This is a genomic window from Pelatocladus sp. (assembly GCF_059505505.1).
In genome coordinates this window covers 23,216-47,621 of sequence record NZ_JCACKS010000214.1, presented here as the reverse complement: position 1 = coordinate 47,621, position 24,406 = coordinate 23,216, and the positions used below count along the sequence as shown (strand labels likewise).

Here is a 24,406-nt window from a genome sequence, read left to right as displayed (position 1 = left end):
AACTGGTTTACAAACTGTTGTTACTGTACTTCATAAACCTGCAATACGCTGTATAATGTTGTCATGGATAATCGGCGTGAAAGTTTCACTCGCTAATTATGCACTAGGGGAGGAAACCGCTATTTCCATCAGTTTGAGGAAACTTTCTACCTTCAGATACTCATCATTCAGGGGCAAAAACTAGTTAAATCGAAGAGGCGACCACATAAATTTATGAGTTAATGACCCCAGTTGAGTTAGATAATCTCCCAGTAGTACACCCCAAACCTAAAGATACCCCGCCGTATTTAGGATTGGTTTGCATCACTTTTTCTAAACAGGTGCGCTTTCGGACGATTACCCGCACCCGCTATTTACAATTGAGTGAGGAACAACGCGCTAGTACCCTCAAAGAATTATATCGAGATAACTTACAGCGTTTGGATGGGGCATTAACTTTTTGTCAACAATATAATATTCGACTTTATCGCATGTCTTCTGGTTTATTCCCATTGAGTGATTGGGAAGATGACATCGGGGCTAGTTTGCTTGAGGAAATGAGTGATGATTTGAGTAAAATTGGACAACGGGCAAATCAACTGGGGATCAGAATAGTGCTGCACCCTGATCAATATGTAGTCTTAAGTTCTGATTCGCCGCAGGTAGTGACAACAAGTATTAAAATTTTACAACGACATGCGAGAACACTAGATTTGTTGGGCTTACCTCGTTCTGCTTGGTCGTTGATGAATATTCATGGTGGGAAATCTCAACGAATTGAACAGTTAGTAGAAGTAATTTCGCAGCTACCAGAAAACATCAAAAGTCGCTTGACTTTGGAAAATGATGAGTATGCTTACAGTGCTAGCGAAATTTTAGAAGTTTGCCAACTTACTGGTGTGCCATTGGTATTCGATGCTCATCATCATATCTGTCACGAGAATTTAGATAGTTATGATGATCCCAGTGTGACAGAAATGTTTTATGCTGCTCAACAAACTTGGACTAATCCTGAGTGGCAATTAGTTCATATTTCTAATGGGGAAGAAGCTTTTAATGATAGAAAGCATAGTGATTTAATTATTGCTATGCCGAGTGTTTATCGCCAAGCACCTTGGATTGAAGTGGAAGCGAAACACAAAGAACAAGCGATCGCCTATTTGCGTTCTTGGTGGCTGTTAGAGAATAATTTTTAATAAAGGTGAAGTAGCTATTTGCGTCTTGGCAACAAAAGCGCAAAATTACTAGATATGGCGATCGCAATCGATTTTGGTACAAGCAACACAGTTATCACTCGTTGGAATCCTGTCACCCAAGAGTCAGAAACTCTCAATCTACCCGGTTTATCAGTTCAACAAAGTCTAAATCCGCCACTCGTCCCCAGTTTACTTTATGTAGAAAATGCTACTAAAGGACAAGTTTTGGTCGGGCAACAAGTGCGCGATCGCGGTTTAGACTTGAAAAATGATCCCCGCTTTTTCCGTACTTTCAAACGCGGTATCGGTACAGATATCCAAGGTTTCTTACCGGAATTAGATGGACAAATAGTTACTTTTGAACAAGTGGGACAATGGTTCCTCAACCAGGTGATTACCCAATTAGAACCCATGCAAGGAGGATTGGAATCATTGGTATTAACCGTACCTGTGGATAGTTTTGAAGCTTATCGTTACTGGTTGGGCAAAGTTTGTCAAGGATTACCAGTCGAACAAGTGCGGATGCTGGATGAACCAACAGCCGCCGCTTTAGGTTATGGTATGGCAGACCAAGAAATTCTCTTGGTAATTGACTTTGGCGGTGGTACATTGGATTTATCCTTGGTGCAGTTGGATAAAAGTACCAAAGTCGCTAGTAAGCCTGTTGGGTTTTTACTCAAGTTTGGCAATAAATTTTTAGCAGAAGACTCCAAACAAAAGGTGAAAACTGCTCATGTCTTGGCTAAAGCTGGACAAAATTTAGGTGGTTCTGATTTAGACAATTGGATAGTTGATTATTTTGCCACAACTCAAGGCTTATCAGTCAGTCCTTTAACAATGCGACTGGCGGAAAAGGTAAAAATTCAGCTATCAACTCAAACCCAAGCGAGTGAAGTTTATTTCAACGATGAAACCTTTGAAAGTTATGAGTTGGAATTAGATCGCGATACGTTGGAAGGTATCCTTAGAGAACATTTGTTTTTTGAACGACTTGATGAGTCGATGACTCAGCTACTACAACAAGCACGACGCCAAGGAATTGAAGTTGGCGATATTAATGCTGTGCTATTAGTTGGCGGTACCGTACAAATACCAGCAGTACAGACATGGGTAAAGCAATATTTTGCACCAGAAAAAATCCGGTGCGATCGCCCCTTTGAAGCCATAGCTCAAGGTGCTTTGCAAATCACTCAAGGCGTAGAAATCAAAGACTTTCTTTACCACAGTTACGGTATCCGCTACTGGGATCGACGTAACTATCGACACAGTTGGCATCCGATTATTAGAGAGGGACAACCTTATCCGATGTCTCAACCAGTACAAGTAGTTTTGGGTGCTTCTGTAGAAAGTCAGACCAGCATTGAGTTAATTATGGGCGAATTGGGGACAGATACAGGCGCTACAGAAGTTTATTTTGATGGCGATCGCATGATTACCCGTCGTCTTGATAGTAGTGTGACGACTGTCAAACCCCTCAATGATCGAGATGGAGCGAGGACTATTGCTAAGTTGACACCACTAGGATTTCCAGGAAGCGATCGCATCAAGATCCTGTTTTTAGTTGATGAACAACGATTTTTGCGAATCACAGTTGAGGATTTACTCACAAATGAAACTCTGTTGGAAAATCAACTGGTAGCACAATTGAGTTAGTTATTGTTTGTTGGTGGTGGGTAGAGGCGAATACAATACGGTTCAAATCAGACACATCAATTAACATTTAAACCCTGTAGAGACGTTGCAGTGCAACGTCTCTACATGTCCTACAACGTCTCTACATGTCCAAAATTATGACTAACAATTTTTTGAACATTTGGGATGCTCCCGGTGCGATCGCTTTTCGTTGATGTATTTGAGATATCGGACGATTACTTAGTCATGATTTTATCTATCACAAATATAAATTTTCCGCAAATTCGTCATGATCATTCTGCTCTGTATCTCGTTCATTTTCAGTAAACTGTTTATCTTGTCCCTCACTCACATAGTTACATATTTTACTTTTAAGCAATCTACCAAACATCGTATTAATGACAAATGCAAAGGAATCTATAAAAATCACATCCAAAACACGGTTAATCATTGATATTTCTCGAACTTAATCATATATAAGAGGGTGTTTGAGGTTGATTGCACACAACCGTGTACTGTCTACCTCTATATAGATCTCCAAGCTTTTACAGAAATATTCCAGATAAAAAATTGTGATTTAAGTTTTAATCCCTAATAGGGATTAATTGAAGTTGCAACACCACTCTCATAAATGAACGTTCCAAAGCCCAAGGGTTTCAATCCCTAATAGGGATTAATTGAAGTTGCAACAATTCTTGCAAGCGCATTTTGCAGAAGAAAAGCACCTTTCAAAAAGCCGCATCTTCAAATTTGTTGATGACGTAGAGTTTTATTTTCCTCCGAATGAGTCAGTAATTCATCTGCGATCAGCATCTCGCGTGGGAGAGTCGGATCTCGGAGTCAACCGTAGGCGAATAGAGCAAATTCGTCTGGCTCTTTTGGATTTAAAGATTTGATAATTTGCTGTAGGGGCTTTCAGCATTTTTCTCTGTAATCTAACGACAAAGGTTCATATAGGACTCCTATTTGATTTTTGAAAAAATTCCGTACATTTTGACCTTAAGCATGACTATCAGCTTTCCCTATTGCCTATTGCCTATTGCCTGTTGCCTGCCTCTACGAGTAATTCAGAAATCAAATCGGATTGCTATATTTTGCATTCTTCACTTATGCACTACTACCACCGTCCCCACATCAGACCAATTGAAAAGCTTACGAGCTTCTTTGACTGGTAAATTTACACAACCATGACTAACTGGTGTTCCAAAATTACTATGCCAAAAAGCACCATGAATTGCATATCCTTCGTAAAAATACATAGTATAGGGAACACCAGAAATATCATAGCCAGGGCCTCGCATTCTGGCATAGCGATGCTTAGAGCCAATCAAAAACTTACCTTTTTTTGTAGGAGTCGAACGCTTACCTGTGGAAATTCGCATAGAATAGACAAGCTGGCTTCCTTCCCAAGCATATAGGCGCTGTTTTGACAAATCAATTTCGATTTTGCGAGGAGGGCGTAGTTCCTTCCAGATATCAGCTTCGTTAATAGAATTGCGATCAAATATACGATAGGAAAAATGTGAAAGAGTTGTCTTTGAATCGGAAGAAGTAAAAGCAGCTCCACACAAGATTCCTACAGATGCTAAAAAAGTTGTTAACCAAGCCAGCCAACTACTACCAATCCAATTTCCCATTATCTTAATTTATTAATTCGCAGAAAATGCCCAAAGTAATGTGTTTGTTGTTTGGTGTTTGTTGTGAATCGTTGGTTGTTTGTTGTTTGGAAAGACTACCAACTATTCACAACTAACCACTAACCAGTAAATTATTATCTTTGCACAACTACTGGCGTACCTACCGATGCCCATTTGTATACCCATCTAGCATGTTTCGGTGGTAAATTTATGCAGCCGTGGCTAACTGGTGTACCAAATCTTCGATGCCAGTAGGCTCCATGAATAGCATAGCCTTCCCTATAGTACATCGTATATGGCACATTGGGAACGTTGTAGCCTCTACCCCGCATCCGAGTTTTTCTCAGTTTGGTTTGAATCCGAAAAACACCAGTGCGAGTCGGTGTAGATTTCTTTCCTGTAGATATAATCACTCTGTAAACAGGCTTTTTACCTTCCCAAGCAATTAATCGTTGTTGGGACAAATCAACTTGTATCCAGCGTCGTTGAGATTGTTTGAGGTTAACGATTGTTTGCCTGATTGTACTTCTTTTTGATTGTTTTGATTGTTTCAAAACCCCTTGTGAAGGGGTACTAAAAACACTTAAACAGAGTGCTGTACCCACAAAGAGTACTTTTAGAAAATGCACCCAACTGGAAGAAGATGTCTTTTCCATAATGATTAGACCATAATGCCATTGTTTAGGAAAACTTTAGTTTTCCCTGATTATTTTTCGCTTTTTGCTGCAATCGGCGTAAGTTTTCCTAATTTCATCCTATAGCAGATGTCCCAATTCGTAACTAGCAAAGGAGAAGAAAAATGAGGAATTGTTGAAAAATCAAATTTATGTATTTTTACTCACAAGGAAGAATCCGCCAATAATTAAAATTATTGACTGATAGAGCAATCTTAATTGTTACTAATCAATCTCTGATTAAACAAGTATTGACTAAAGTTTTTGCTTGCTGAGATATTGCTTGCCAATTTTCAGTTTCTACAAATTGTTTAGGAAATAACTCACTACTCAAACCTACTGCGATCGCTCCTGATAGTAAGAATTCTTGGGCATTTTTTAAAGTCACGCCGCCTGTAGGAATCAAAGGAATATGACCCAATGGCCCTTGTAAACTCTTAATATAGCTTGCTCCACCTACAGCCTGTACAGGAAACACCTTCACACAAGTTGCACCATGATTCCAAGCTGTAACTATTTCTGTGGGAGAAAGCGCCCCAGGAATGATCGCTATATTTTCTGCAACTGCTGCTTGGATCATCATTGGATCAATATGGGGTGTAAATATAAATTGCGCCCCTGCGGATATTGCTTGATAAACTTGTTCTAAATTTAACAAACTTCCAGTGCCGATGATACAGTTAGGTAATTCTGAACGGAGTTTGCCAATTAACTCGCAAGCGTTAGCACTATTCCAAGTGATTTCGATAAATTGTATACCTCCAGATGCCATAGCCAAAGCCATCTGGCGTCCAAGTTCTAATTTTGAAGCGCGGATAACTGCGATCGCTCGGTGTTTTTTTACCAACGTTAACCAAGGGTGATTCGACATGTGAACAAAAAATTAAGAATTAGCTCAAAAGCAATGTACTTTAGTTCACTAAAAGTAACACTAACTTAAAATATTTGTTTAATCTAACCATAGATAGATACCATAATTAATAATAATCCAGTTAAAACTCAATAACCATGATTTTTCAGCTATTACTATTAACTATGGATTTTTTCAAACTTAATAATTAAGATAATTCAGTCGCAAGCAAGAGGAAAAAAACTGACTAACTTTTTAAAGTAATAGTTATAGATGCTTTCATAGGTAATTTTATTATGCCTCTTTACAAGCTTGAAGACTTTGATCCTACTTACCGAGATACCTTTGGTGGTGATGATATTAAAGGTTTACCGACCTATACCGAAGGCGGAAATAGAATTGGTAAAGTTATGGATGCGCTAGTAGACCCAGATGGACGTTTTCGTTATTTAGTCATTGAAACTGAATCAGATTTTCATAGCAAAAGAATATTGCTACCAATAGGTCTTTCTCGCATAGACTATAGTCAACAGCGTGTTTATGTTGATGGCTTAAGCAAACAGCAAGTACAAAATTTACCTGCTTATAAAGATGACATGACTGTCGATTATGATTACGAAGAGCAGGTACGCAGGAATTATCGTCCAGAACGAAATTTAACATACGATCGCGATAGCTACAATTATCAAAATGATGCGTCTTTATATAATTTAAATGAGCAAAACCATCAAACTTTCAAATTGTATGAAGAACGCCTAATTGCTAACAAAAACCGCATCAAAACCGGAGAAGTTGCCGTTGGTAAACATATTGAAACAGAAACTGCAACTGTTTCAGTTCCAATTGAGAAAGAACGAGTTGTAATTGAGAGAGTTCCAGCCACCGCAGAAGGTGTTGCAGTTAGTCCCAATGAAGCTCAATTCCAAACAGGAGAAGTAGCACGTATAGAACTCTACGAAGAAACACCTGAAATAGAGAAAGAAGCTTTTGTACGTGAAGAAGTCCGTGTCAAAAAGATTGTTGATAGAGATGTAGTTGAAGCTCAAGAAACAGTTCGTCGCGAAGAATTAGATATCGAAACCGAAGGTAATTTACCTTTGGATGAAACGAATAGACAGCGAAGAGATCTTCTGTGATCAAAACTGCTTAGTGAAAATAAAATTACTGTAGGGTGTGTTATGGCTTCGCTATCACGCACCCTATTTAATATAAATAGTCTCCTAGATTGGAGAAATAAACCAAGATAATTTAAACTGAGTACATATATATACTTCTTTCATCAACAAAACAATGCGTGACCCACAAATTAAGATTGATCCGGGAACTCTATTGTTGATTGTGTCTGTCCTGCTCCTATTACCCCTTTTGCTTGCTGGTTTTATCTCGCAGTAATAAGACTGTATACCAATTGTTTCAAACTAACAAATTTAACTGTGAATTGTTACTGGATTCGGGTAAACGATATTCAGCCAGTCACAATGATTAAAGAATTAATAAGTCTGCGGGAATAAACACAAACAAAGTTACAAAACCTAAATAACCATCAAAACCCTTCCCAATGACAAATGACATATGACAAAGGACAAATGACAAATGACTGCTACAGCACCATCCTTCAATCTACCCACATTGGCAGAATTAAGGTCAGGGTTGCCAAATCTTTGCGGTTGGGAAGCCGCAATTCAGTCAATAATTAAACAAAAGGAACCAGTATATTTAAACACTACTAACCTTAAGTTAGAAAATATTACTGCGGGATTTGCCTGCGCTTTACACATGCATCAACCAAGCATTCCCGCAGGTGCAAACGGCGAAATCATCAGTAATCTCCAGTATATGTTTGAACATCCAAATAATGGAGATAATCATAATGCCGAGCCTTTTGCATGGTGCTATAGCCGCATGGGAGAATTTATCCCGCAACTGATTTCGGAAGGTTGTAACCCTCGAATTATGCTTGATTATTCAGGTAATCTGCTGTGGGGTTTGCGTCAAATGGGACGCGATGATATCTTCGATAATCTTAAGCGTATTACTTGTGATTCCCAATATCAGCCTTATGTAGAATGGTTAGGAACGATGTGGAGTCATGCCGTAGTTCCCTCCACACCTATTCCTGATATTAAACTACACATCCAAGCGTGGCAACATCATTTTGCAGCTATTTTTGGTTACGATGCTCTCAAGCGCGTCAAGGGTTTTTCTCCTCCAGAAATGCATTTACCTAATCATCCAGATACTCTATTTGAATACATCAAAGCATTAAAAGAATGTGGCTATCGTTGGTTAATGGTGCAAGAACATTCACTGGAAAACCTTGATGGTTCTGCCTTAAAACACGAGAATAAATATATTCCCAATCGTTTGATTGCCCGTAATTCTCATGGTGAAGCTATCAGCATTACAGCATTAATTAAAACTCAAGGTTCGGATACAAAATTAGTTGCTCAGATGCAACCTTATTTTGAAGCCAAGGGTAGGGGTAAGCAACAAATTGGTAATATGACAATCCCCTCTTTAGTTACCCAAATAGCCGATGGAGAAAATGGCGGCGTGATGATGAACGAATATCCCCGTGATTTCTTTAGGGTTTATCATGAAATTCGTGATGCAGGCAATAATTATGCAGATGTGGTTGCACTCAATGGTACTGAATATCTCGAACTAATTGAAGCAGCAGGTGTAAATCCTGGAGATTACCCAACTTGTCAAGCTGTGCATCAGCATAAAATTTGGCAGCGAGTGAATCCAGATAATGCAACACCGGAAACTGTAGAACAGGTAATCGCAGAGTTAAAAGCAAATGATCATCAATTTCATATGGATGGTGCTTCTTGGACGAATGATTTAAATTGGGTGGAAGGCTATGAAAATGTTTTAGACCCGATGAAGAAACTCAGTATCATGTTTCATGAAAAATATGACTCATTGGTGCAGCAAGATCCCTCAATAACGCAGCGTCCAGATTATCAAGAAGCTTTGTTATATAACTTGTTGTTGCAGACCAGTTGTTTTCGTTACTGGGGACAAGGAGTTTGGACTGATTATGCGCGCGAAATTTATCGGCGGGGCGAAGCTGTTTTAAACTAGTACAGGTCGGCGGAAATAAAGCTACCATTAAAAATGGCTGAAAAGCCTATAAAATAAGCTTTCTTTCTTTTGCCTTTTTACTTTTTACTTTTGCCTTGTTGTACTAGTGGTCTGGCAAGTCAACGCTAGCTGAGTTCGTAAGTGTAGACGCGATAGCGGCTTCCCGTACGCCGTAAGGTGTTCCTGTAGGGTAGGGTACGCTTAAGCGCTCATTAACTGATATCTTGCACCAACCCCATATCCCGCCTCAGAATTAAGGAATGAGGCTAATAGCATAAGTTCGTTAAAACTGACTCAAACACTGTCCTAGTCAGATTTATCTGACTTTAGCTATTAGCCAATAAATTTATTTATTGGCGGGATGAAAAGCTGATGCAAGATTATGATGTAGTGAGCGCTTAAGCGCTCATTAAGGACTAAAGTCCTTACTACAAACCCTTCAAAGTTAGGTTTCCAGATCACTAGAACCCGAAGCAGTTTCAGACTGATACTATTTCTCGCACTTCAACTGGTTCACCCGTCAAACTAAAGGCGCGAACTTCAGTGATTTTGACTTTCACTAACTTACCTTTGAGTTCGTTAATGTCACCACTAAAGAAAGTTAGGCGGTTGGTGCGGGTGCGTCCCATTACTTGAGTTTTGTCTTTGGGGTTTTGGTCTTCTACTAGAACTTCTTCTAAACGTCCCATATAACGTTGCGATCGCTCGGCGGCTTTAATCCCCACTAAATGGTTTAATCTTTGTAGGCGATCGCTTTTCACTTCTTCACTAAGTTGATTTTCCCACACGGCGGCGGGTGTTCCCGGACGAGGGGAATAAGCAGCAGTGTTCAACTGATCAAAACCAATGTCTTCTACTAACTTGAGTGTGTTCTCAAACTGTGCTTCTGTTTCTGTTGGGAAACCCACAATTGCATCAGCGCTAATCGCTGCATCTGGCATATACTCACGGATTGTGTTGATAATCCGGCGGTATTTCTCGTGAGTGTAACCCCGTGCCATGCGTTTTAAAACTTCATTATCCCCAGATTGAAATGGAATGTGGAAGTGTTCGCATACTTTTGGCAATTCTGCACAAGCTCGAATCAAGCGCTCAGTAAAATAACGGGGGTGACTAGTAGCAAATCTGATTCGTTCCACACTTGGAACATCATGAACATAGTACAGCAAATCTGTAAATGTATGCTGATGACGACCTTCTGGTGTCACTCCTGGCAAATCCCGTCCGTAGGCGTCAATATTTTGACCCAAGAGTGTGATTTCTTTGTAACCTTGACGTCCTAGTTCCTCAATTTCGGCGCGAATTGCTTCTGGTGTACGAGATTGTTCCACACCCCGCACACTCGGTACTACGCAGTAGGTGCAGCGTTCGTTACAACCATATATTACATTCACCCAAGCCGTAACCTTACTATCTCGGCGTGGCTTGGTAATATCCTCAATAATATGAATTGGTTCTGTGGCTACAATCTGATTGCCGTCAAATACCTGTTGCAATAAATCTTTTAGACGGTTAGCGTGTTGTGGGCCCATGACTAAATCTAATTCTGGTACTCGTCGCAGTAGGGCTTCTCCTTCCTGTTGAGCAACACAACCAGCAACAACTAGTGTTAAATCCGGTTGTTCATGCTTGCGCTTTGCTTGCCTGCCTAGATAAGAATATACTTTTTGCTCTGCATTATCTCGGATAGTGCAGGTGTTGTAGAGAATTACATCTGCCTGATTCGGATCTTCTGACCACTCAAAGCCCATGTCTTCTAAAATACCAGCCATCCGCTCTGAGTCAGCTTTGTTCATCTGGCAACCGAAAGTAGTGATGTGATAATGGCGGCGTGAAATTGTCATGGGCGATTATACTTAAGATTTATAAATTAAAGGGTTTTCCCTATATTGTATAAACTCTAGCTACCAATTAACATTTGACTTGGATTGAATTTAAATTGTATGAGTAAACCTGTTATCTGGGTACATGGGGATTGCTTGAGTCCACACAATCCAGCATTGCAAGAATATCCAGATGCACCTGCTATCTGGGTTTGGGATGATGCTTTACTAGAAGAATGGCAAATTAGTCTCAAACGCATCGCTTTTATTTACGAATGCTTGCTAGAGTTACCTGTAATTATCCGACGTGGCGATGTTGCCCAAGAGGTTTTGGCTTTTGCTAACTCACATAATGCTACACAAGTAGTAACAGCAGATAGTCCTAGTCCCAAGTTTGAAAATATTTGTCAGCAAATAGAGCGTTTTGTAGATTTAGAAATTTTTGAATTAGAGCCATTTTTTGATTATGACGGTTATATAGACCTCAAGCGCTTTTCTCGTTACTGGAAAGTCGCAGAAAAATATGTATTTGATTAATTATGAAGGCTTATATATCCCAACTTAGATCCCCGACAACTTTTGCGAAGTCGGGGATCTGAACACCCGCGACTGATCAAGTTTCAAACCCGAAGATTCTCGTTTCATATCAGATTCGCTTGATTACTTATAATTCCCTTTGAACCCCACCCCGGCTTTGTCTAACGCCAAAACTGCCGACGCGGGTTTAAAACCCTTAATTTTCCATTAGTCCGCGCAGGCGAACTTCTTTTCAGGAATCCACTACGCGTCGCGCTTGTGTAGTAGTGAATTATAGCACTTCTGACTCGATTGCAATACAGTCGGAACCCCACCCCGGCTTTGCTGACGCAAAACCTCCCCTAAGCGCAAGCGGGGAGGGGATTAAGGGGTGGGGTACGTATTGGACACAACCGAGAACTACTATATATTCGCCCAATACTTTTCAAACATCCTCTAAATGAATTATCTCTAACAACTTTTATCCAGTAGCATGTGATTGCATGAAAGTAGCATGTAAATTTACAATCCACTGATTTCATATAATTATTAAATTGGTAATTTATTTGATTTACAGATAAATAGAAAAGAAATAGAAATGTAAGGAGTGTTTTCAAAATAAAATAGGATTCCTATACTTTTAATAAACAAGTCAGAAGCCAGAAAAAAAGAGTATTTGACTTGTTTATTTCATAGGTCGCTAGTGGCGACGAGGTATTTGCTGCTAGTATGAGGCACAGATTATGTAACTCTGCATATAAACATCAATCTGACAAAAACTAGAGAAATAAAGCGAGAGCATCCCAAATGTTCAAAAAACCCGCCTGCGATTGAAATCGCAGTCTCATAGCTTGATTTATTTGAGTCGTCTTCAGACGACTTGTGCTATTAGCTAACGGTTTAAACCGTTAGCGGTATATTGAAAAAATTGGGATGCTCCCAATCAAGCTCCATTTATTTTCTTAGCTGTTGATCGCTAAATAAGAGTTTTGGCAGTAATACTGTGTAACTAAATTATATAAAATCCAAATTTTTTATTGTTGCAATCTCTCAGAATACTTGCTTTCAAGTATGACTAACAAAAGGCTTACTAAAAAAGACTTGCTAAAAAATGTATAAAATTCCTATTTATAAACCAAGTCTATTTGGTAATGAAAAAAAATATGTAAACGATTGTCTTGATTCTAATTGGATTTCTTCTAAGGGAAAATATGTATCTTTATTCGAGAGGGAATTTGCAAAATATATTAATGTAAAACATGCTACAGGAGTTTGTAATGGAACGGTCGCTTTACATCTAGCCTTATTAGCGCTTGGTATAGGTTGTGGCGATGAGGTAATTGTTCCAACACTAACTTATATTGCTTCAGTAAATGCTGTTGTTTACACAGGTGCAACTCCTATATTTGTTGATTCTCTGCCTGATACATGGCAAATAAATCCTCAAGAAATCCGTAAGAGTATAACAGATAGAACTAAAGCAATTTTAGTTGTACATCTATACGGTCATCCTTGTGAAATGTCAGTTATTAAAGAAATAGCTGATGAATATAAACTATTTTTGATTGAAGATTGTGCAGAAGCTATAGGTTCTAAATATCAAAGTCAGCATGTAGGTACTTTTGGTGATGTAGCTACTTTTAGTTTCTATGGAAATAAAACTATAACAACTGGTGAAGGGGGAATGTTAATCACCAACGATCAAAGTACCTTTGAACATGCACTTCATTTCAACAGACAAGGTTTAGCTAAGTATCGAGAGTATTGGCATGATGTAGTTGGTTACAATTACCGTATGACTAATATTTGTGCAGCTATAGGTTTAGCCCAAATAGAAAAAATTAATGATATTTTGCAAAAAAAGCACCATATTGCTGAACTATACAATAAATACTTAAAAGACACAAAATTAAAAGTTCATCCTGAGATTGGTGATGTTTTTCATTCATACTGGATGGTTTCCATTCTCACTCCCCAGGCAAGTCAACGCGACAGCTTGAGAGAATATTTAGCTAAGGTTGGAGGTATTGAAACTCGACCAGTTTTTTACCCAGTTCATACTATGCCTATGTATTCTCAAAGATATGAACGTCATAGGGTTGCCGAGGATATTAGTCGGCGTGGGATAAATCTTCCCAGCTATCCCGATTTGAAAGATGAGGAAATTGAATATGTATGTGAAGTATTAAAAAACTTTTACTTTAATTTAAGAACGCGAACTAAAAATTAGAGTTTTGGCTATTGTTTGCATAAGTCCACCAGCAATACGGTTCGGTTAAGGATTTTTCGTCATAATTTTGGGATTGTACCAGACGCGATATATCGCGTCTGGTACAGGATTTAAAAGTTAATCGATTTGTCTTATCCGAACCGTATTGAGTCTACCAGCTTTCTCATAAGACCTCGCGGTATGCGGGAAACTCAGCGTCTACCCTACGGGAAGCAAGCTACAGACCTGAGAGGGAAGCGACACGAGTGGTTTTAACCACCGTGTTCTTTGTATTATCCGTGATGTGGGTCTTCAATATAACGTCTGACAGCCTCACTACTAACGTTGCCTGCTGTGCTAACAAAATAGCTATTAGTCCACAAAGAAGGTAGTTTTAACAAGGATGGGAACTCTTTTCGCAGGTAGTAACTAGAGCGTCCTTTAAAAGCTTTAACTACAAGATGCGGGGTATCTGTTGGTTTGACGCTAACAAATAAATGGATATGGTCTGGTGCTACTTCTAAAGCTAAAATATCCCAACCCTTTTCTATTGCTAATTCTGCAAAAATCTGCCTAATTCTTGTTGCTATCTCACCAGTTAAAACTTTTTTTCTTCGCTTTGGTATCCACACAAAATGGAAATTGACCAAGAATTGAACATGGTTATGGGTTTTGTAATCTTCCTGCGTTAACATTTTCTCTGTTGATTGCTCTACATCTATTGACACTTTTAGTCTAGTCGATTACTATAGAGAAATCAACAAAGTTCTGGAAAGTCGAGCCAGTGGCTAAAGCAAAAAAAACGATGGGAGTGCAACAAGTTTTACTTTCTCCTGATGGTGAAACTACAGCGTTATTAGAGTATCTCTGTCAACAATCAGGGAAGCTTTACAACAATGGTGTTTATTTTGCGCGTCAAACATTTTTTAAGACTGGCAAAATATTAACTGGTAAATTTGATTTAGCTTATGAACCATCAGTTTCTAAATCAATAGTTGCTCAATCTTTGCCATCTACACCAGCACAGCAAACATTGTTATCAGTGCTAGAAGCTTTTAAATCTTTTAAGGAACTCAGAGAAAAACACTTCAAAGGACAATTGCATTTTAAGCCTAAACCACCTGATTACCTCAAGGGTTCTAAGCTGTTTAAGGTGGCATATCCCAACAGTGGAGGTCAAAAACCCAAGCTTGTTGATGGTCAACTACAGTTTTCTTTAGGCTTAACTGTGAGACGGTGGTTTGGCTTGTCAGATTTCAAATTACCAATGCCATCAAACATTGATTACTCAAAGATTAAAGAGTTTACCATTCTTCCTAAAAATGGTGCTTTTTATCTTGAGATGTCTTATGAGGTGGAAAAACAAAAACACGAATTAGACATTAATCAAGCTTTATCAATTGACCTTGGTACTGCTGATAATCTCGCTGCTTGTGTTGACACTTTGGGGAATTCTTTGTTGATTGACGCTCGTGTAATGAAAGCAATGAATCAACTATGGAACAAAAAAGTATCAACACGCAAAGAAGGTAAACCCGAAGCTTATTGGGACAACTGGTTAGACCGTGTAACCCGTAAACGTAACCATCAAATGCGTGATGGCATCAACAAAGCAGCAAAGCTAATTATTGACCATTGCCTTAAATATGGCATTGGAACATTAGTTATTGGTTGGAATGATGGATTTAAAGCTAACGCTGATATGGGTAGATTGAACAATCAAAAGTTTGTTCAAATGCCATTAGGGAAGCTTAAAGACCGATTAAAACAGCTTTGTGAATTACACGGCATCAGATACCAAGAAACCGAAGAAAGCTACACTTCAAAAGCCAGCTACTTAGATGGAGACTCCCTACCCAAGTACGGCGAAAAGCCGGAAGGGTGGAAAGCATCGGGAAAGCGTGTACAGCGTGGTTTGTATCGGTCAGCAAAAGGGCTAATTGTTAACGCTGACTTAAATGGTGCAGCAAATATTTTAAGAAAAGTAGCCAGCAATCTAAGCTTAGACTTAGGCTTACTGGGTAGACGGTCTTTGACAACCGTAGCGAGAGTTAGACTTTGGGTGCTACCAAAGTATACTCTGTCCGCAGAATCTCAGTGTCTTTAGACCTGAGAGTGTCAATAACAGAGAATATATTTTCATATAAAGGAAAAAAAAGCCAGTGTAAAAAAATATCACTGGCGGAAATGAATCCAAGAGCACAAGGTTCGCTGAGCTATAAATAAGAATTCCAGAAAAGCATGATTTTTTAAAGGTATATGCAACTTTCATGCAACATCTATAGCCGTTTGTCCTTGATACGATGGTTTGGATGCACTTTTGGCTGTGGCGTTTAAGCCACAATAGCATCAATCGCTACTATGCACTGATGGCGATCGCACCGCAGTCAAACTTGATCTTTTATGGATCTAGCGAATATTTCATCGCAATCCTAATTGTTGCATTCTTCCTCAGTGGGAAACTTGAGTTTTTAAAATTTGGTATACCAGTTTTAACTGATATTGTTGGATTATTAGACACACCAAAACCCTCTTGTGGAATACCTAGAAAGTCTCTGTTTAGTTTGTAATCTCCATTTTGATCATCTACTGCGGCGACAGCATAAGTTCCAGGCTGCAATCCGTAGAATTCTTTTTTGATAGAACTTCCCTGAATTTGAACACAACCACTTTGTACTTCACTAGTATCACTCAGGGGAAATCCTTGTTCATTATTATAAATTCTCAGGCAAACTTGCCCATTTTGATTACGGATTCCATTTACTACAACAGTTAGGTTGATAGTGGAATTTTGATTTGCTGTTGCCAAACCCAAAATGACAAAATTAGAGATTACAAACAGATGAAAGAGAGTAATTTTTTGTATAATCATATATTTTTAAGGAGTAGTTTACTTCTTAAATTAATTTTTGAATATCTGTTATTTGCAGCCATTTCTGGGTGCGTCTCATTCCCTCTTCTAGGTTAATATTTGCTTCAAAATTTAACATTCTTTGGGCTTTGGAAATAGAATAAGCATAGGGACGAGAGAGAAAATCCATAGTTTCTGGCAGCAAATCAGGCTTTTTCCGAAAAAGTTTTTGTCCCTGTTCGCGTACCCGAAGAAATAATTTAGCTTCATCTTTTGATAAAGAAAAAGGTACAGGTAAATCTGCTATTTCAGCTAAGTTGGTAAAATATTTTTTCCAAGAAGTATTCTTACCATCAGTGATATTAAAAATTTCTCCATATACTTCTTTTTCCATAGCAAGAAAGATGGCATCAATCAGATTATCAATATATAAATGGTTGATAACTCCTTGTCCATCGTTAATCAATGCGAATAATTTTCGCTGCATCATCACTATTGGTCGGACTATCCAGGGAATACTCCCTGGTCCATAAACATCTCCTGGTCTAATAATGATGATTCCAAAATCTGGTGGAGTATCCAGTTGTAAGAGTGCTGCTTCTGCTTCTATTTTTGTTTGGCAGAAAGGATTATTCTCACCACGCAGTGGCCCTTCTTCTGTAACGCCATCGGGATAGTTGAAACCGTAAACCATCGCACTGGAGAGATGAGTAAAGGTTTTGACACCAGCATTTTTGGCAGCTTTAGCCATATTCACGGTTCCACCCACATTGATCTCACGAAAATGCTTAATTTGTCCAGTTTCTTGGACAACACCAGCCGTATGCAAAACGATGTCTACTCCCTGACAAGCTAATTCAGCAGTTGCAGGATCGGTGACACTACCAACTATGATCTCAGCACCTAGTTGTTGTGCTTTTTTGACTTTTTCTGCGGAACGTCCTAATCCCCGGACTTTCATCCCTCGCGCTATGGCTAGTTCAGTAGTCCGCAAGCCAATAAATCCACCAATTCCTGAAATGAGAAGTGTTTGTCCAGAGAGGTTCATAAAACTTACTCACTTTTTAAACTAGTTCTTTAAAGTTATGTAGGCTGTAAAGATCAAGATTGCTATTCAGAAAATTTTTTACTGACGGTGTCTAGGGACTCGACGAACAATACTCAAAGCAGGATACCGGGGAATGGCAATCATTTGATCAGCAAAAGTGAATTTTTTATTGTTACAAGCCTCAACAATACAAGCAAGGACATTATCGGCGAGAATTTCTGCTGTTTCCTGACTAATTGCAGGTTCAGAAAACATGAAATTCAAATACATTTTTTCTTCAAAAGTGAGAACTGCAACACACAGTCCTCTAAATGCTGCATTAGAAGTAACAAAGCTGATTTCTTCAAGTTCAAATACACCATAATCTGAACGAATATTGACTCTACCTATATTTGTGACACCGACTGTTGAAAATACTTGATGAGGGTAAGCCAGAAGAAACTTAATTAACAGCTTGGTTAACATGGGTAAACAAAAGACGCGATCGCTTTCCACAGTCTCTTGCATTTGTTGTCTTCTGTTGCGAGCTAAATTCCAAAAGCGTGTATTTAATTTTAATGTATGACATGAGATATCACCGGAAACCAAAACACCCAAATGTTCATCAGTGATTTCTGGTTTGAGTCGATGACGCAGATCAATGGGAGACCAACAGCTGACACTCAAATCTGTTTTTTTGCCAGCATTGATTTTTATACCTGTTGCAAACAACATCGCTGCACACAAAGCAGCGTGTACCGTTGTCCTGTTCTTTCTACAAACATTTATTAATTGTGTGGTTTGCTCTTTGTTGAGCTTTCTGTGAACAATACCAGTATGGCGTGATTCAATTGGTGCAAATTTTTCAAAGTTTAAAGTTTTTGGTCGATATCGAAGATCCCTTAACAAAAGTCTCAACATCCCTAAAAAGAGATTTAGGCGACCTTTCCATCCCTGCATTGAGTCTGGAAAAAGTTTTGTTATCGGTGGTAATGCAGGCAAGCTGATAATTTCTATCGGTTCTAAAGATATGAGTTTTTGACAATATCTCAAAAGGTCTGAATGCAATTGCATACATGACAAACCGTCTGCGATCGCATGATGTATTGTTGTGATCACATAGTTGACGTTGCTCTCATTTTTCAGACGCACAAAGACAACTCGCATTAAACTTTTGTCACTTTCAATTTTTTGATTGAGTTCTTCCTGAACAACTTCTTGCCACTGTTGTGGGTGCAGCTTTGTCACAACACGTAAAGGAATCTGGATGTCTCCACTTTCAAAGCGCAGACTATTTAATTTCCCGATAATCCGCGATTTAAGACGAGGATGACGTGCTTGTAACAACTCAAGAGCTTGTCTAATAATTTCTTTGTTGAGGAGTCCGTTAATTCGACAAATCGTAATTATATTGTATGTTGTCGCACGACGATTCAAAATCTCCATCGCTTGCTCGTAGGGAGAAAGTTTCCTGTCATAGAGCATAATTACCTTTGTATTAAAAACTTATTAAAATTGGACAATCAAAATAATGGCTATTGATAGCGTCCAGAACCTCGACGAGCAACACTCAAAGCAGTAGGAGCAGTTGAGGGTAGCTGATGCCGAGGAAGTGCAACAATTTGATCGGAAAAAGTGAATTTTGCGTTGTTGCAAGCCTCAAAAATACAAGCAAGGACATTATCGGCGAGAACTTCTGCTGTTTCCTGACTAATTGCAGGCTCAGAAAACATGAAATTCAAAACCATTTTTTCTTCAAAAGTGAGAACTGCAACACACAAACCTCCAAATGCTCCCCATGCAGGAACAAAGCTAATTTCTTCAAGTTTAAAAACACCATAATCCGCAGGAATGTTGACTCTTCCTATATTTGTGACACCTACTGTGGCAAACATTTGGCGAGGAAATGTGATTAGAAAATCGGTTAACGGCTCAATTAATAAAGCTGAACAAAAGACCTGATCACCTTCTGTATTTATTTCCATTTGTTGTCTTCTGTTGCGCGCTAAATCCCAAAAGCCTGTATTTATTTTTAGGGTATGACAGGAAATATCACCGGAAACCAAGACACCTAAATGCTCATCACTAACTTTTGGTTTGAGTCGGTTACGCAGATTAATGCTTGACCAACAGCTTACACCCACATTCGTTTTTTTGCCAGCATTGATTTTTCTACCTGCTGCAAATAACATCGCCGCACACAAAGCAGCATGTACAGTTGTCTGGTTTTTTCTACAAATATTTATTAATTGTGTGGTTTGCTCTTTGTTAAGCTTTCGGTGGACAATACCAGTACGGCGTGATTCTATGGGTGCAAATTTTTCAAACTTTAAAGTTTTTGGTCGGTATCGCATATCTCTTACCACATGCTTGAATATGGTCAAGAAGATATTCAGCGCACCTTTCCATCTCTGCATTGATTCTGGTAGGAGTTTTTTAATCGATGGTAGTGCAGGTAAGCTGACAACTTCTATTGGTTCAAAAGATATGATTTTTTGGCAATATTTCAAAAGTTCTGAATGCAGTTGTATACATGACAAACCGTCTGCGATCGCATGATGTATTGTTGTAATCAAATAATTGACGTTGCTGTCATTTTTGAGATGAACAAGGACAACTCGCATTAAAGTTTTGTCACTCTCAATTTTTTGATTGAGTTCTTCCCAAACAACTTCCTGTGATTGTTGTGAATGCAGTTTTTTAACTACACGTAAAGGAATCTGGATATCTCCAGTTTCAAAGCGCAGACTATCTAACTTATCAACAATCCGAGAGTTAAGCCGAGGATGACGTAGTTGTAGTAATTCCAAAGCTTGTCTGATGGTTTCTTCGTCGAGGAGTCCGTTGATTCGACAAATCGTGACTATATTGTAAGCGCTAGCACGACGATTCACAATTTCTATAACTTGCTCCAAAGGAGAAAGTTCTCTGTCGTAGAGCATAAGTATTATGTGCTGTATTTCATGCTTTGTACTCAGTTTGATTCAATTCAGCTTTAGCGATCGCTGGCTTTTGCTTTCAAAGAAGCAAAATGTTTTCCACCAAGTTCAATTTGTCCTTGTTTACACCCAGTCTTCAATCTTTCTACTAGATACTCCAAATCATTAGCTATAAAATTTGTGCCATGATCTGGTTCTACTAAACTTACTAGGGCTGTATTTTCTACCTCTTGATTTGCCATGCAAGAAATACCCAAAAAATTTAGTACTCCTGATTCATAAGTTCCACAAGGAACTGAAGGGTTGTTTATTCCAACATAATATTCATTTGCTTTAAACCAGTCAGATGCTGGATAGCCGTGGAAATGAACGATTGGCGCACCATCTTTAATCATTTCTGGTGTGTATAAAGCAGCAGATAAAGTAATAGCAAGCATGACATAGATATCATAAGAAGGTTTGATATCTACTAACTCTGGATGAATACCCTGTGGTAATTGCAAAAATAACTTTTCTTTCAAACCAATCCGAATAATATCACTTTCAAGATTTAAATTTGTTTTGTTTGAGCCAGAACGAGAACTGACAAGCCAAATATCTGGAATCTGTTTAAATCTATATTCTCCTTTGATCTTGGTTTTGATGTAATATCTACCTTGGTCATTCTGACGAAATTCATCACTACTAAATCCCGCAACCGACAATAGAATTTGCCACTCATTTTCAGTTATTTCTGGCTTACCAACATATTGCGGAGGTTCAGCATAAGCAACAAAACCATAAGAGACACCTGTCCTCCCATTCACAATGACGTTAACAATATCTCTATGAGATTTTCTTTTAATAACTTCACACAGTTTAAAACCTGGTGGAAATAAACCTGTTGATGCCAGATCATTACCTAATTTTACTAGTTTTTTAGCATAGCTAGATTCATGAGGATTATACTGCCCTAAAGTAAATCGACTCAGCAAAAGTGGATATATCGGCACAAAAACTTTAGGCACTAATGAGTTTAAAACAAAGTGTTCGATCTCATTTTTATGAAATACAGAATCAGAAAGATTCATATTTAAAATGGAAATTTTTTCACTGGATACTCCAATTACCATCTCTGAAAATGTTCTGATGAGAGTATTTAAGCCAATATTGATTTTTTCTTGATAAGAAATTAAAGGATTTGTAAATTTTTTATCTATTTCTGTTAAAGTAATTACTTGAGTATTGGTAGGATCTTCAATGTATTTTGCTACATGGTCTTCAGCCCAACTACTCAATTTTGCTATTCTAGAAACAGAAATTTCTCGATCTTTTAAGATAAAGCGAGAATATATTTGATACAAACTCTCTGCTGCCAATACACCCAATTTTCGGATACAACGAGGAGATTTTTCCACATCAATTACTGCATCTATTTCCGATTTAACACTCCTAATTTTGAAGTTTTTCTTTAATTGGTTTATTGGTAAATTAATTTCATAACTTAATTCGGTTGTTGCTTCTTTCCAAGGTAAAACTTTTACTCCATAATCCTTGAGTTTAATTGCCAATTCTTCTTGGAATTTAATAACTTCTAGCTGCTTATAATTTTTCGGTAATGGTCTAAATGTAATTGTTAGCTTTTGAGCCATAACTTTAGGATCAATCACTGGTGGCTTATATTCCATATTTGATTGTTGAATAAATCCCCCGATTATACGACCAATTGTTTGTAGACTGAGTCCTATATCTAATGGAACAGAAGCGGCTTTGAGAGCAATATCTCTATCGCGTAACAAGGTTAAAATTTCGGTTTTATGAGCAGTTAGTTCAGCCTGTATTTCTGGTGTCATTACCCCCTTGGGAGAACGAAGATTTAGTTTATTATTGTTAACCCACAAGTCAATACCGTTTTGAGTCAGGTTTTCTAAAAGTTCATGTACGTTCATAGTTTCTCTATCTCTCAATATGATTGTATTTATATGCTTTCAGAAACAAGTTTTCGAGAAAAAGGTTAACTAGTGGTCTACCGCATTAATTCTAAGGGTTTATAGATCCCCGACTTCTTTGATAAGTCAGGGATCTGAACATCCACGACTCATCAAAATTAATGGGACAGACCACTTTTTGATAGGTTTGTAGTAAACACTTTAGTGCTTAAATATTTAACGCATTACTCATCAAAATCAAATCTCAAATGATTCCGAATCTACCAATTCTTCCGCTAAACGCTTGCTTAATGCTTCAATAGTGGGATAATGCCACAACAGAATAAGAGACATCTTAAATCCAAACAATTTCTCTGCTCTACTGGTAATAACCATCCCTTGTGCTGAATCTAAGCCGTAACTATCTAAAGGTTCTCGAATATCTATTTCATCTGCTTCAACTCCTAGCATCTCAGAAATGTTAGAGACTAGCCAGGCTTGTATTTCTTCTGCTGTGTAAGACTGCTTGGCACTTGAATTAATCACCGACTGATTCATATTTATACCTGTGAAATTAAAGGAACAGTTTCTAACTAATCAGTTGAAACTACTGATTGCTCTGGATGATTGAGATCATGAACTGGAGTGGTTGATAGAACTGAATTGCTAACATTTTCATTTCTCAAGGATTCCTACAGATTTTGCGATCGCCTGTGGTGATTCTGAGTTGAACTCATGATGAGTATTCCAAGCTGAGATACCCAAAAACTTTTCATACACCCAGCCAATCGCGATCAGAAGAATGCAGAATATCCAAGAACAATAAAGTACCAAGTGGAACTCTTCGTAATACCCACTACCCCAGGCAACCAAGCGCCGCAGTAGTGGATTATCCCAGTGATTGCTGTACTTGCCAGTTAGTTTGACAAGAATCTCCATGGAAACCCGGTATTTCAGCATCTTGTACATGAGTCCCATCGTTGTGGAAACATGGAAATGCTCCTTCTGACTCCACTTTTGGTAGTATTGGAAAGCTTTTTTGTCCCAATTGTTCTTCAAAAACCCATCAATAGCATCTGCTGCTTTTTCTGCTGAACGAAAGGCGATGTGTACCCCAGAAGAGAAAAGAGGATCAACAAAGAAATTGGCATCTCCCACAAGAATCCAGCCATTTCCCACAGAGTGTTTTGAAGCGTAGGATAGATTGTGCAACATTCGGACTTTGGAAAATTGTTCGGCCTGCTCAAACCGCTCCTGGATAAACTTATATTGCTTAATATAAGTCAGTAAAATTTCCTCTGAGCTTTTCTGCTTCCACCAACTTGTTCCTGGCTCGTTCATTACCACTCCAATACTCATGATGTCTGATGCAAGCGGAATGAACCAGATCCACCCGTTTTCAATCAAGTATCCATTAAAGTAGCCTTGCTGGATACCAGAGGCACGAGTGACATGCTTGAAGTGTCCAAATACAGCCGAGGTTTTGATCGTTTTGTTCGGAGTCAGGAATTTACGGCTTCTGCTGATAAAAGCGTACCGCCCTGAGCAATCAGCAATACATTTGGCTTTGGTGATATATTCAATATTGTCTTTGTTTTTCCAACGGATTCCAGTTGCTTTGTCACCTTCCCAAAGGATTTCTTTGACGACTGCTTCCTCAAAAACTGTGACTCCCTCTTGACGAGCATGATTAAGTAGAAACAGATCAAACTCGCTTCGTTCTACTTGATAGGCATAAGGACGCTGATGAAGCCGTTGTCTTGGAATGTTATAAAATTCTTGTCTGCTGTACTCATATTCAGATTGCTGTGGATTAAGCCCCATCCGAATTTCCGTACCATATTTAAATGTATTACCAAAATTCTGCAATGACTCAGCGATTCCTAGCTTTTCCCAGATCAGCTGGGTTGCAGGCAAAAGAGACTCGCCTACGTGAAAACGGGGAAATTTCTCGCGTTCGAGTACCAAAACTTGATGTCCTTTGCGAACCAGGAAAGTAGACAAAGTAGAGCCAGCAGGACCTCCTCCAATAATGACGACATCATAGTCACTGTGATTCATAAAATTGTTCGACTT

Annotated in this window: 20 protein-coding genes and 1 pseudogene; 8 read left to right on the top strand and 13 right to left on the bottom strand. The window is 38.6% G+C overall.

Translation table 11 applies throughout. The features are described 5' to 3' along the window. Positions 1–221: 221 nt before the first annotated feature. Together uvsE and AC5JMK_RS18870 are read left to right on the top strand one after the other, a co-directional pair. Positions 222–1,175 (top strand): UV DNA damage repair endonuclease UvsE, encoded by a 954-nt coding sequence (gene uvsE / locus AC5JMK_RS18875; RefSeq protein ID WP_096674854.1) that lies wholly within the window; start codon positions 222–224, stop codon positions 1,173–1,175. A gap of 54 nt (positions 1,176–1,229) precedes the next feature. Beyond that, positions 1,230–2,828, top strand: coding sequence for an Hsp70 family protein (locus AC5JMK_RS18870; RefSeq protein WP_495910789.1), 1,599 nt, complete (start codon positions 1,230–1,232; stop codon positions 2,826–2,828). Between the two features lie 238 nt (positions 2,829–3,066). Here AC5JMK_RS18870 and AC5JMK_RS18865 read toward each other — a convergent pair whose 3' ends face one another. After that, positions 3,067–3,258 carry a hypothetical protein gene (locus AC5JMK_RS18865; protein WP_495910788.1) on the bottom strand — a complete coding sequence of 64 codons (192 nt, stop codon included), beginning with the start codon at positions 3,256–3,258 and terminating at the stop codon, positions 3,067–3,069. Positions 3,259–3,532: 274 nt separating this feature from the next. On the opposite strand from AC5JMK_RS18865, the pseudogene AC5JMK_RS18860 reads away from it, so the two are divergent. After that, positions 3,533–3,703, top strand: a pseudogene (locus AC5JMK_RS18860) (DUF1499 domain-containing protein); the annotation flags it as partial. A gap of 207 nt (positions 3,704–3,910) precedes the next feature. Here AC5JMK_RS18860 and AC5JMK_RS18855 read toward each other — a convergent pair. The 3 genes from AC5JMK_RS18855 to AC5JMK_RS18845 all read right to left on the bottom strand — a co-directional run bounded on the left by AC5JMK_RS18855 (position 3,911) and on the right by AC5JMK_RS18845 (position 5,989). After that, positions 3,911–4,444: a L,D-transpeptidase gene (locus AC5JMK_RS18855; RefSeq protein ID WP_096674845.1), complete on the bottom strand. Its 534-nt coding sequence runs from the start codon at positions 4,442–4,444 to the stop codon at positions 3,911–3,913. 134 nt (positions 4,445–4,578) lie between these two features. Then, positions 4,579–5,100 carry a L,D-transpeptidase gene (locus tag AC5JMK_RS18850; RefSeq protein ID WP_495910787.1) on the bottom strand — a complete coding sequence of 174 codons (522 nt, stop codon included), beginning with the start codon at positions 5,098–5,100 and terminating at the stop codon, positions 4,579–4,581. 247 nt (positions 5,101–5,347) lie between these two features. Continuing rightward, complete coding sequence (locus AC5JMK_RS18845; protein ID WP_495910786.1) at positions 5,348–5,989, bottom strand: bifunctional 4-hydroxy-2-oxoglutarate aldolase/2-dehydro-3-deoxy-phosphogluconate aldolase; 642 nt, start codon at positions 5,987–5,989, stop codon at positions 5,348–5,350. A 275-nt stretch (positions 5,990–6,264) separates the two neighbouring features. Between AC5JMK_RS18845 and AC5JMK_RS18840 the strand changes: the two genes are divergently transcribed. Further along, positions 6,265–7,104: a DUF2382 domain-containing protein gene (locus tag AC5JMK_RS18840; RefSeq protein ID WP_096674839.1), complete on the top strand. Its 840-nt coding sequence runs from the start codon at positions 6,265–6,267 to the stop codon at positions 7,102–7,104. Positions 7,105–7,561: 457 nt separating this feature from the next. After that, positions 7,562–9,058 carry a polysaccharide deacetylase family protein gene (locus AC5JMK_RS18835; RefSeq protein WP_096674837.1) on the top strand — a complete coding sequence of 499 codons (1,497 nt, stop codon included), beginning with the start codon at positions 7,562–7,564 and terminating at the stop codon, positions 9,056–9,058. Positions 9,059–9,537: 479 nt separating this feature from the next. Here the strand turns inward: AC5JMK_RS18835 and miaB are convergent, their stop codons facing one another. Then, positions 9,538–10,902 (bottom strand): tRNA (N6-isopentenyl adenosine(37)-C2)-methylthiotransferase MiaB, encoded by a 1,365-nt coding sequence (gene miaB / locus AC5JMK_RS18830; protein ID WP_096674835.1) that lies wholly within the window; start codon positions 10,900–10,902, stop codon positions 9,538–9,540. 99 nt (positions 10,903–11,001) lie between these two features. Here miaB and AC5JMK_RS18825 point away from each other — a divergent pair, with 99 nt between their 5' ends. Beyond that, positions 11,002–11,418, top strand: coding sequence for a hypothetical protein (locus tag AC5JMK_RS18825; RefSeq protein ID WP_096674833.1), 417 nt, complete (start codon positions 11,002–11,004; stop codon positions 11,416–11,418). A 1,090-nt stretch (positions 11,419–12,508) separates the two neighbouring features. Beyond that, positions 12,509–13,627, top strand: coding sequence for a DegT/DnrJ/EryC1/StrS family aminotransferase (locus AC5JMK_RS18820; protein WP_096674831.1), 1,119 nt, complete (start codon positions 12,509–12,511; stop codon positions 13,625–13,627). A 272-nt stretch (positions 13,628–13,899) separates the two neighbouring features. Here AC5JMK_RS18820 and tnpA read toward each other — a convergent pair whose 3' ends face one another. Continuing rightward, positions 13,900–14,301 (bottom strand): IS200/IS605 family transposase, encoded by a 402-nt coding sequence (tnpA, locus tag AC5JMK_RS18815; RefSeq protein WP_096674829.1) that lies wholly within the window; start codon positions 14,299–14,301, stop codon positions 13,900–13,902. A gap of 110 nt (positions 14,302–14,411) precedes the next feature. Between tnpA and AC5JMK_RS18810 the strand changes: the two genes are divergently transcribed. Beyond that, positions 14,412–15,713 (top strand): RNA-guided endonuclease TnpB family protein, encoded by a 1,302-nt coding sequence (locus AC5JMK_RS18810; RefSeq protein ID WP_096674827.1) that lies wholly within the window; start codon positions 14,412–14,414, stop codon positions 15,711–15,713. 294 nt (positions 15,714–16,007) lie between these two features. On the opposite strand, the gene AC5JMK_RS18805 is transcribed toward AC5JMK_RS18810, so the two are convergent. From AC5JMK_RS18805 to AC5JMK_RS18775, 7 genes are all read right to left on the bottom strand, one after another. Further along, positions 16,008–16,478: a DUF2141 domain-containing protein gene (locus tag AC5JMK_RS18805; RefSeq protein WP_495910785.1), complete on the bottom strand. Its 471-nt coding sequence runs from the start codon at positions 16,476–16,478 to the stop codon at positions 16,008–16,010. A gap of 25 nt (positions 16,479–16,503) precedes the next feature. Next, entirely contained in the window at positions 16,504–17,505 is a 1,002-nt protein-coding gene (locus AC5JMK_RS18800) for an NAD-dependent epimerase/dehydratase family protein (protein WP_096674825.1), read from the bottom strand. A 78-nt stretch (positions 17,506–17,583) separates the two neighbouring features. Next, positions 17,584–18,969 (bottom strand): phthiocerol/phthiodiolone dimycocerosyl transferase family protein, encoded by a 1,386-nt coding sequence (locus AC5JMK_RS18795; protein ID WP_096674823.1) that lies wholly within the window; start codon positions 18,967–18,969, stop codon positions 17,584–17,586. Between the two features lie 50 nt (positions 18,970–19,019). Continuing rightward, positions 19,020–20,426 (bottom strand): phthiocerol/phthiodiolone dimycocerosyl transferase family protein, encoded by a 1,407-nt coding sequence (locus tag AC5JMK_RS18790; protein ID WP_096674821.1) that lies wholly within the window; start codon positions 20,424–20,426, stop codon positions 19,020–19,022. Positions 20,427–20,479: 53 nt separating this feature from the next. Next, positions 20,480–22,351, bottom strand: coding sequence for a TubC N-terminal docking domain-related protein (locus AC5JMK_RS18785; RefSeq protein ID WP_096674819.1), 1,872 nt, complete (start codon positions 22,349–22,351; stop codon positions 20,480–20,482). Between the two features lie 237 nt (positions 22,352–22,588). Further along, complete coding sequence (locus AC5JMK_RS18780) at positions 22,589–22,888, bottom strand: phosphopantetheine-binding protein (protein WP_096674817.1); 300 nt, start codon at positions 22,886–22,888, stop codon at positions 22,589–22,591. A 117-nt stretch (positions 22,889–23,005) separates the two neighbouring features. Further along, positions 23,006–24,391, bottom strand: a complete 1,386-nt coding sequence (locus AC5JMK_RS18775) for an NAD(P)/FAD-dependent oxidoreductase (protein ID WP_096674815.1) — start codon at positions 24,389–24,391, stop codon at positions 23,006–23,008. Between the last annotated feature and the right edge of the window lie 15 nt (positions 24,392–24,406).

What these genes read in the sequence shown, in the direction of transcription:
- uvsE (WP_096674854.1), top strand. Translation starts at nt 222, where the DNA reads ATGACCCCAGTTGAGTTAGATAATCTCCCAGTAGTACACCCCAAACCT.
- AC5JMK_RS18870 (WP_495910789.1), top strand. Translation starts at nt 1,230, where the DNA reads ATGGCGATCGCAATCGATTTTGGTACAAGCAACACAGTTATCACTCGT.
- AC5JMK_RS18865 (WP_495910788.1), bottom strand. Translation starts at nt 3,258, where the DNA reads ATGATTAACCGTGTTTTGGATGTGATTTTTATAGATTCCTTTGCATTT.
- AC5JMK_RS18855 (WP_096674845.1), bottom strand. Translation starts at nt 4,444, where the DNA reads ATGGGAAATTGGATTGGTAGTAGTTGGCTGGCTTGGTTAACAACTTTT.
- AC5JMK_RS18850 (WP_495910787.1), bottom strand. Translation starts at nt 5,100, where the DNA reads ATGGAAAAGACATCTTCTTCCAGTTGGGTGCATTTTCTAAAAGTACTC.
- AC5JMK_RS18845 (WP_495910786.1), bottom strand. Translation starts at nt 5,989, where the DNA reads ATGTCGAATCACCCTTGGTTAACGTTGGTAAAAAAACACCGAGCGATC.
- AC5JMK_RS18840 (WP_096674839.1), top strand. Translation starts at nt 6,265, where the DNA reads ATGCCTCTTTACAAGCTTGAAGACTTTGATCCTACTTACCGAGATACC.
- AC5JMK_RS18835 (WP_096674837.1), top strand. Translation starts at nt 7,562, where the DNA reads ATGACTGCTACAGCACCATCCTTCAATCTACCCACATTGGCAGAATTA.
- miaB (WP_096674835.1), bottom strand. Translation starts at nt 10,902, where the DNA reads ATGACAATTTCACGCCGCCATTATCACATCACTACTTTCGGTTGCCAG.
- AC5JMK_RS18825 (WP_096674833.1), top strand. Translation starts at nt 11,002, where the DNA reads ATGAGTAAACCTGTTATCTGGGTACATGGGGATTGCTTGAGTCCACAC.
- AC5JMK_RS18820 (WP_096674831.1), top strand. Translation starts at nt 12,509, where the DNA reads ATGTATAAAATTCCTATTTATAAACCAAGTCTATTTGGTAATGAAAAA.
- tnpA (WP_096674829.1), bottom strand. Translation starts at nt 14,301, where the DNA reads ATGTTAACGCAGGAAGATTACAAAACCCATAACCATGTTCAATTCTTG.
- AC5JMK_RS18810 (WP_096674827.1), top strand. Translation starts at nt 14,412, where the DNA reads ATGGGAGTGCAACAAGTTTTACTTTCTCCTGATGGTGAAACTACAGCG.
- AC5JMK_RS18805 (WP_495910785.1), bottom strand. Translation starts at nt 16,478, where the DNA reads ATGATTATACAAAAAATTACTCTCTTTCATCTGTTTGTAATCTCTAAT.
- AC5JMK_RS18800 (WP_096674825.1), bottom strand. Translation starts at nt 17,505, where the DNA reads ATGAACCTCTCTGGACAAACACTTCTCATTTCAGGAATTGGTGGATTT.
- AC5JMK_RS18795 (WP_096674823.1), bottom strand. Translation starts at nt 18,969, where the DNA reads ATGCTCTATGACAGGAAACTTTCTCCCTACGAGCAAGCGATGGAGATT.
- AC5JMK_RS18790 (WP_096674821.1), bottom strand. Translation starts at nt 20,426, where the DNA reads ATGCTCTACGACAGAGAACTTTCTCCTTTGGAGCAAGTTATAGAAATT.
- AC5JMK_RS18785 (WP_096674819.1), bottom strand. Translation starts at nt 22,351, where the DNA reads ATGAACGTACATGAACTTTTAGAAAACCTGACTCAAAACGGTATTGAC.
- AC5JMK_RS18780 (WP_096674817.1), bottom strand. Translation starts at nt 22,888, where the DNA reads ATGAATCAGTCGGTGATTAATTCAAGTGCCAAGCAGTCTTACACAGCA.
- AC5JMK_RS18775 (WP_096674815.1), bottom strand. Translation starts at nt 24,391, where the DNA reads ATGAATCACAGTGACTATGATGTCGTCATTATTGGAGGAGGTCCTGCT.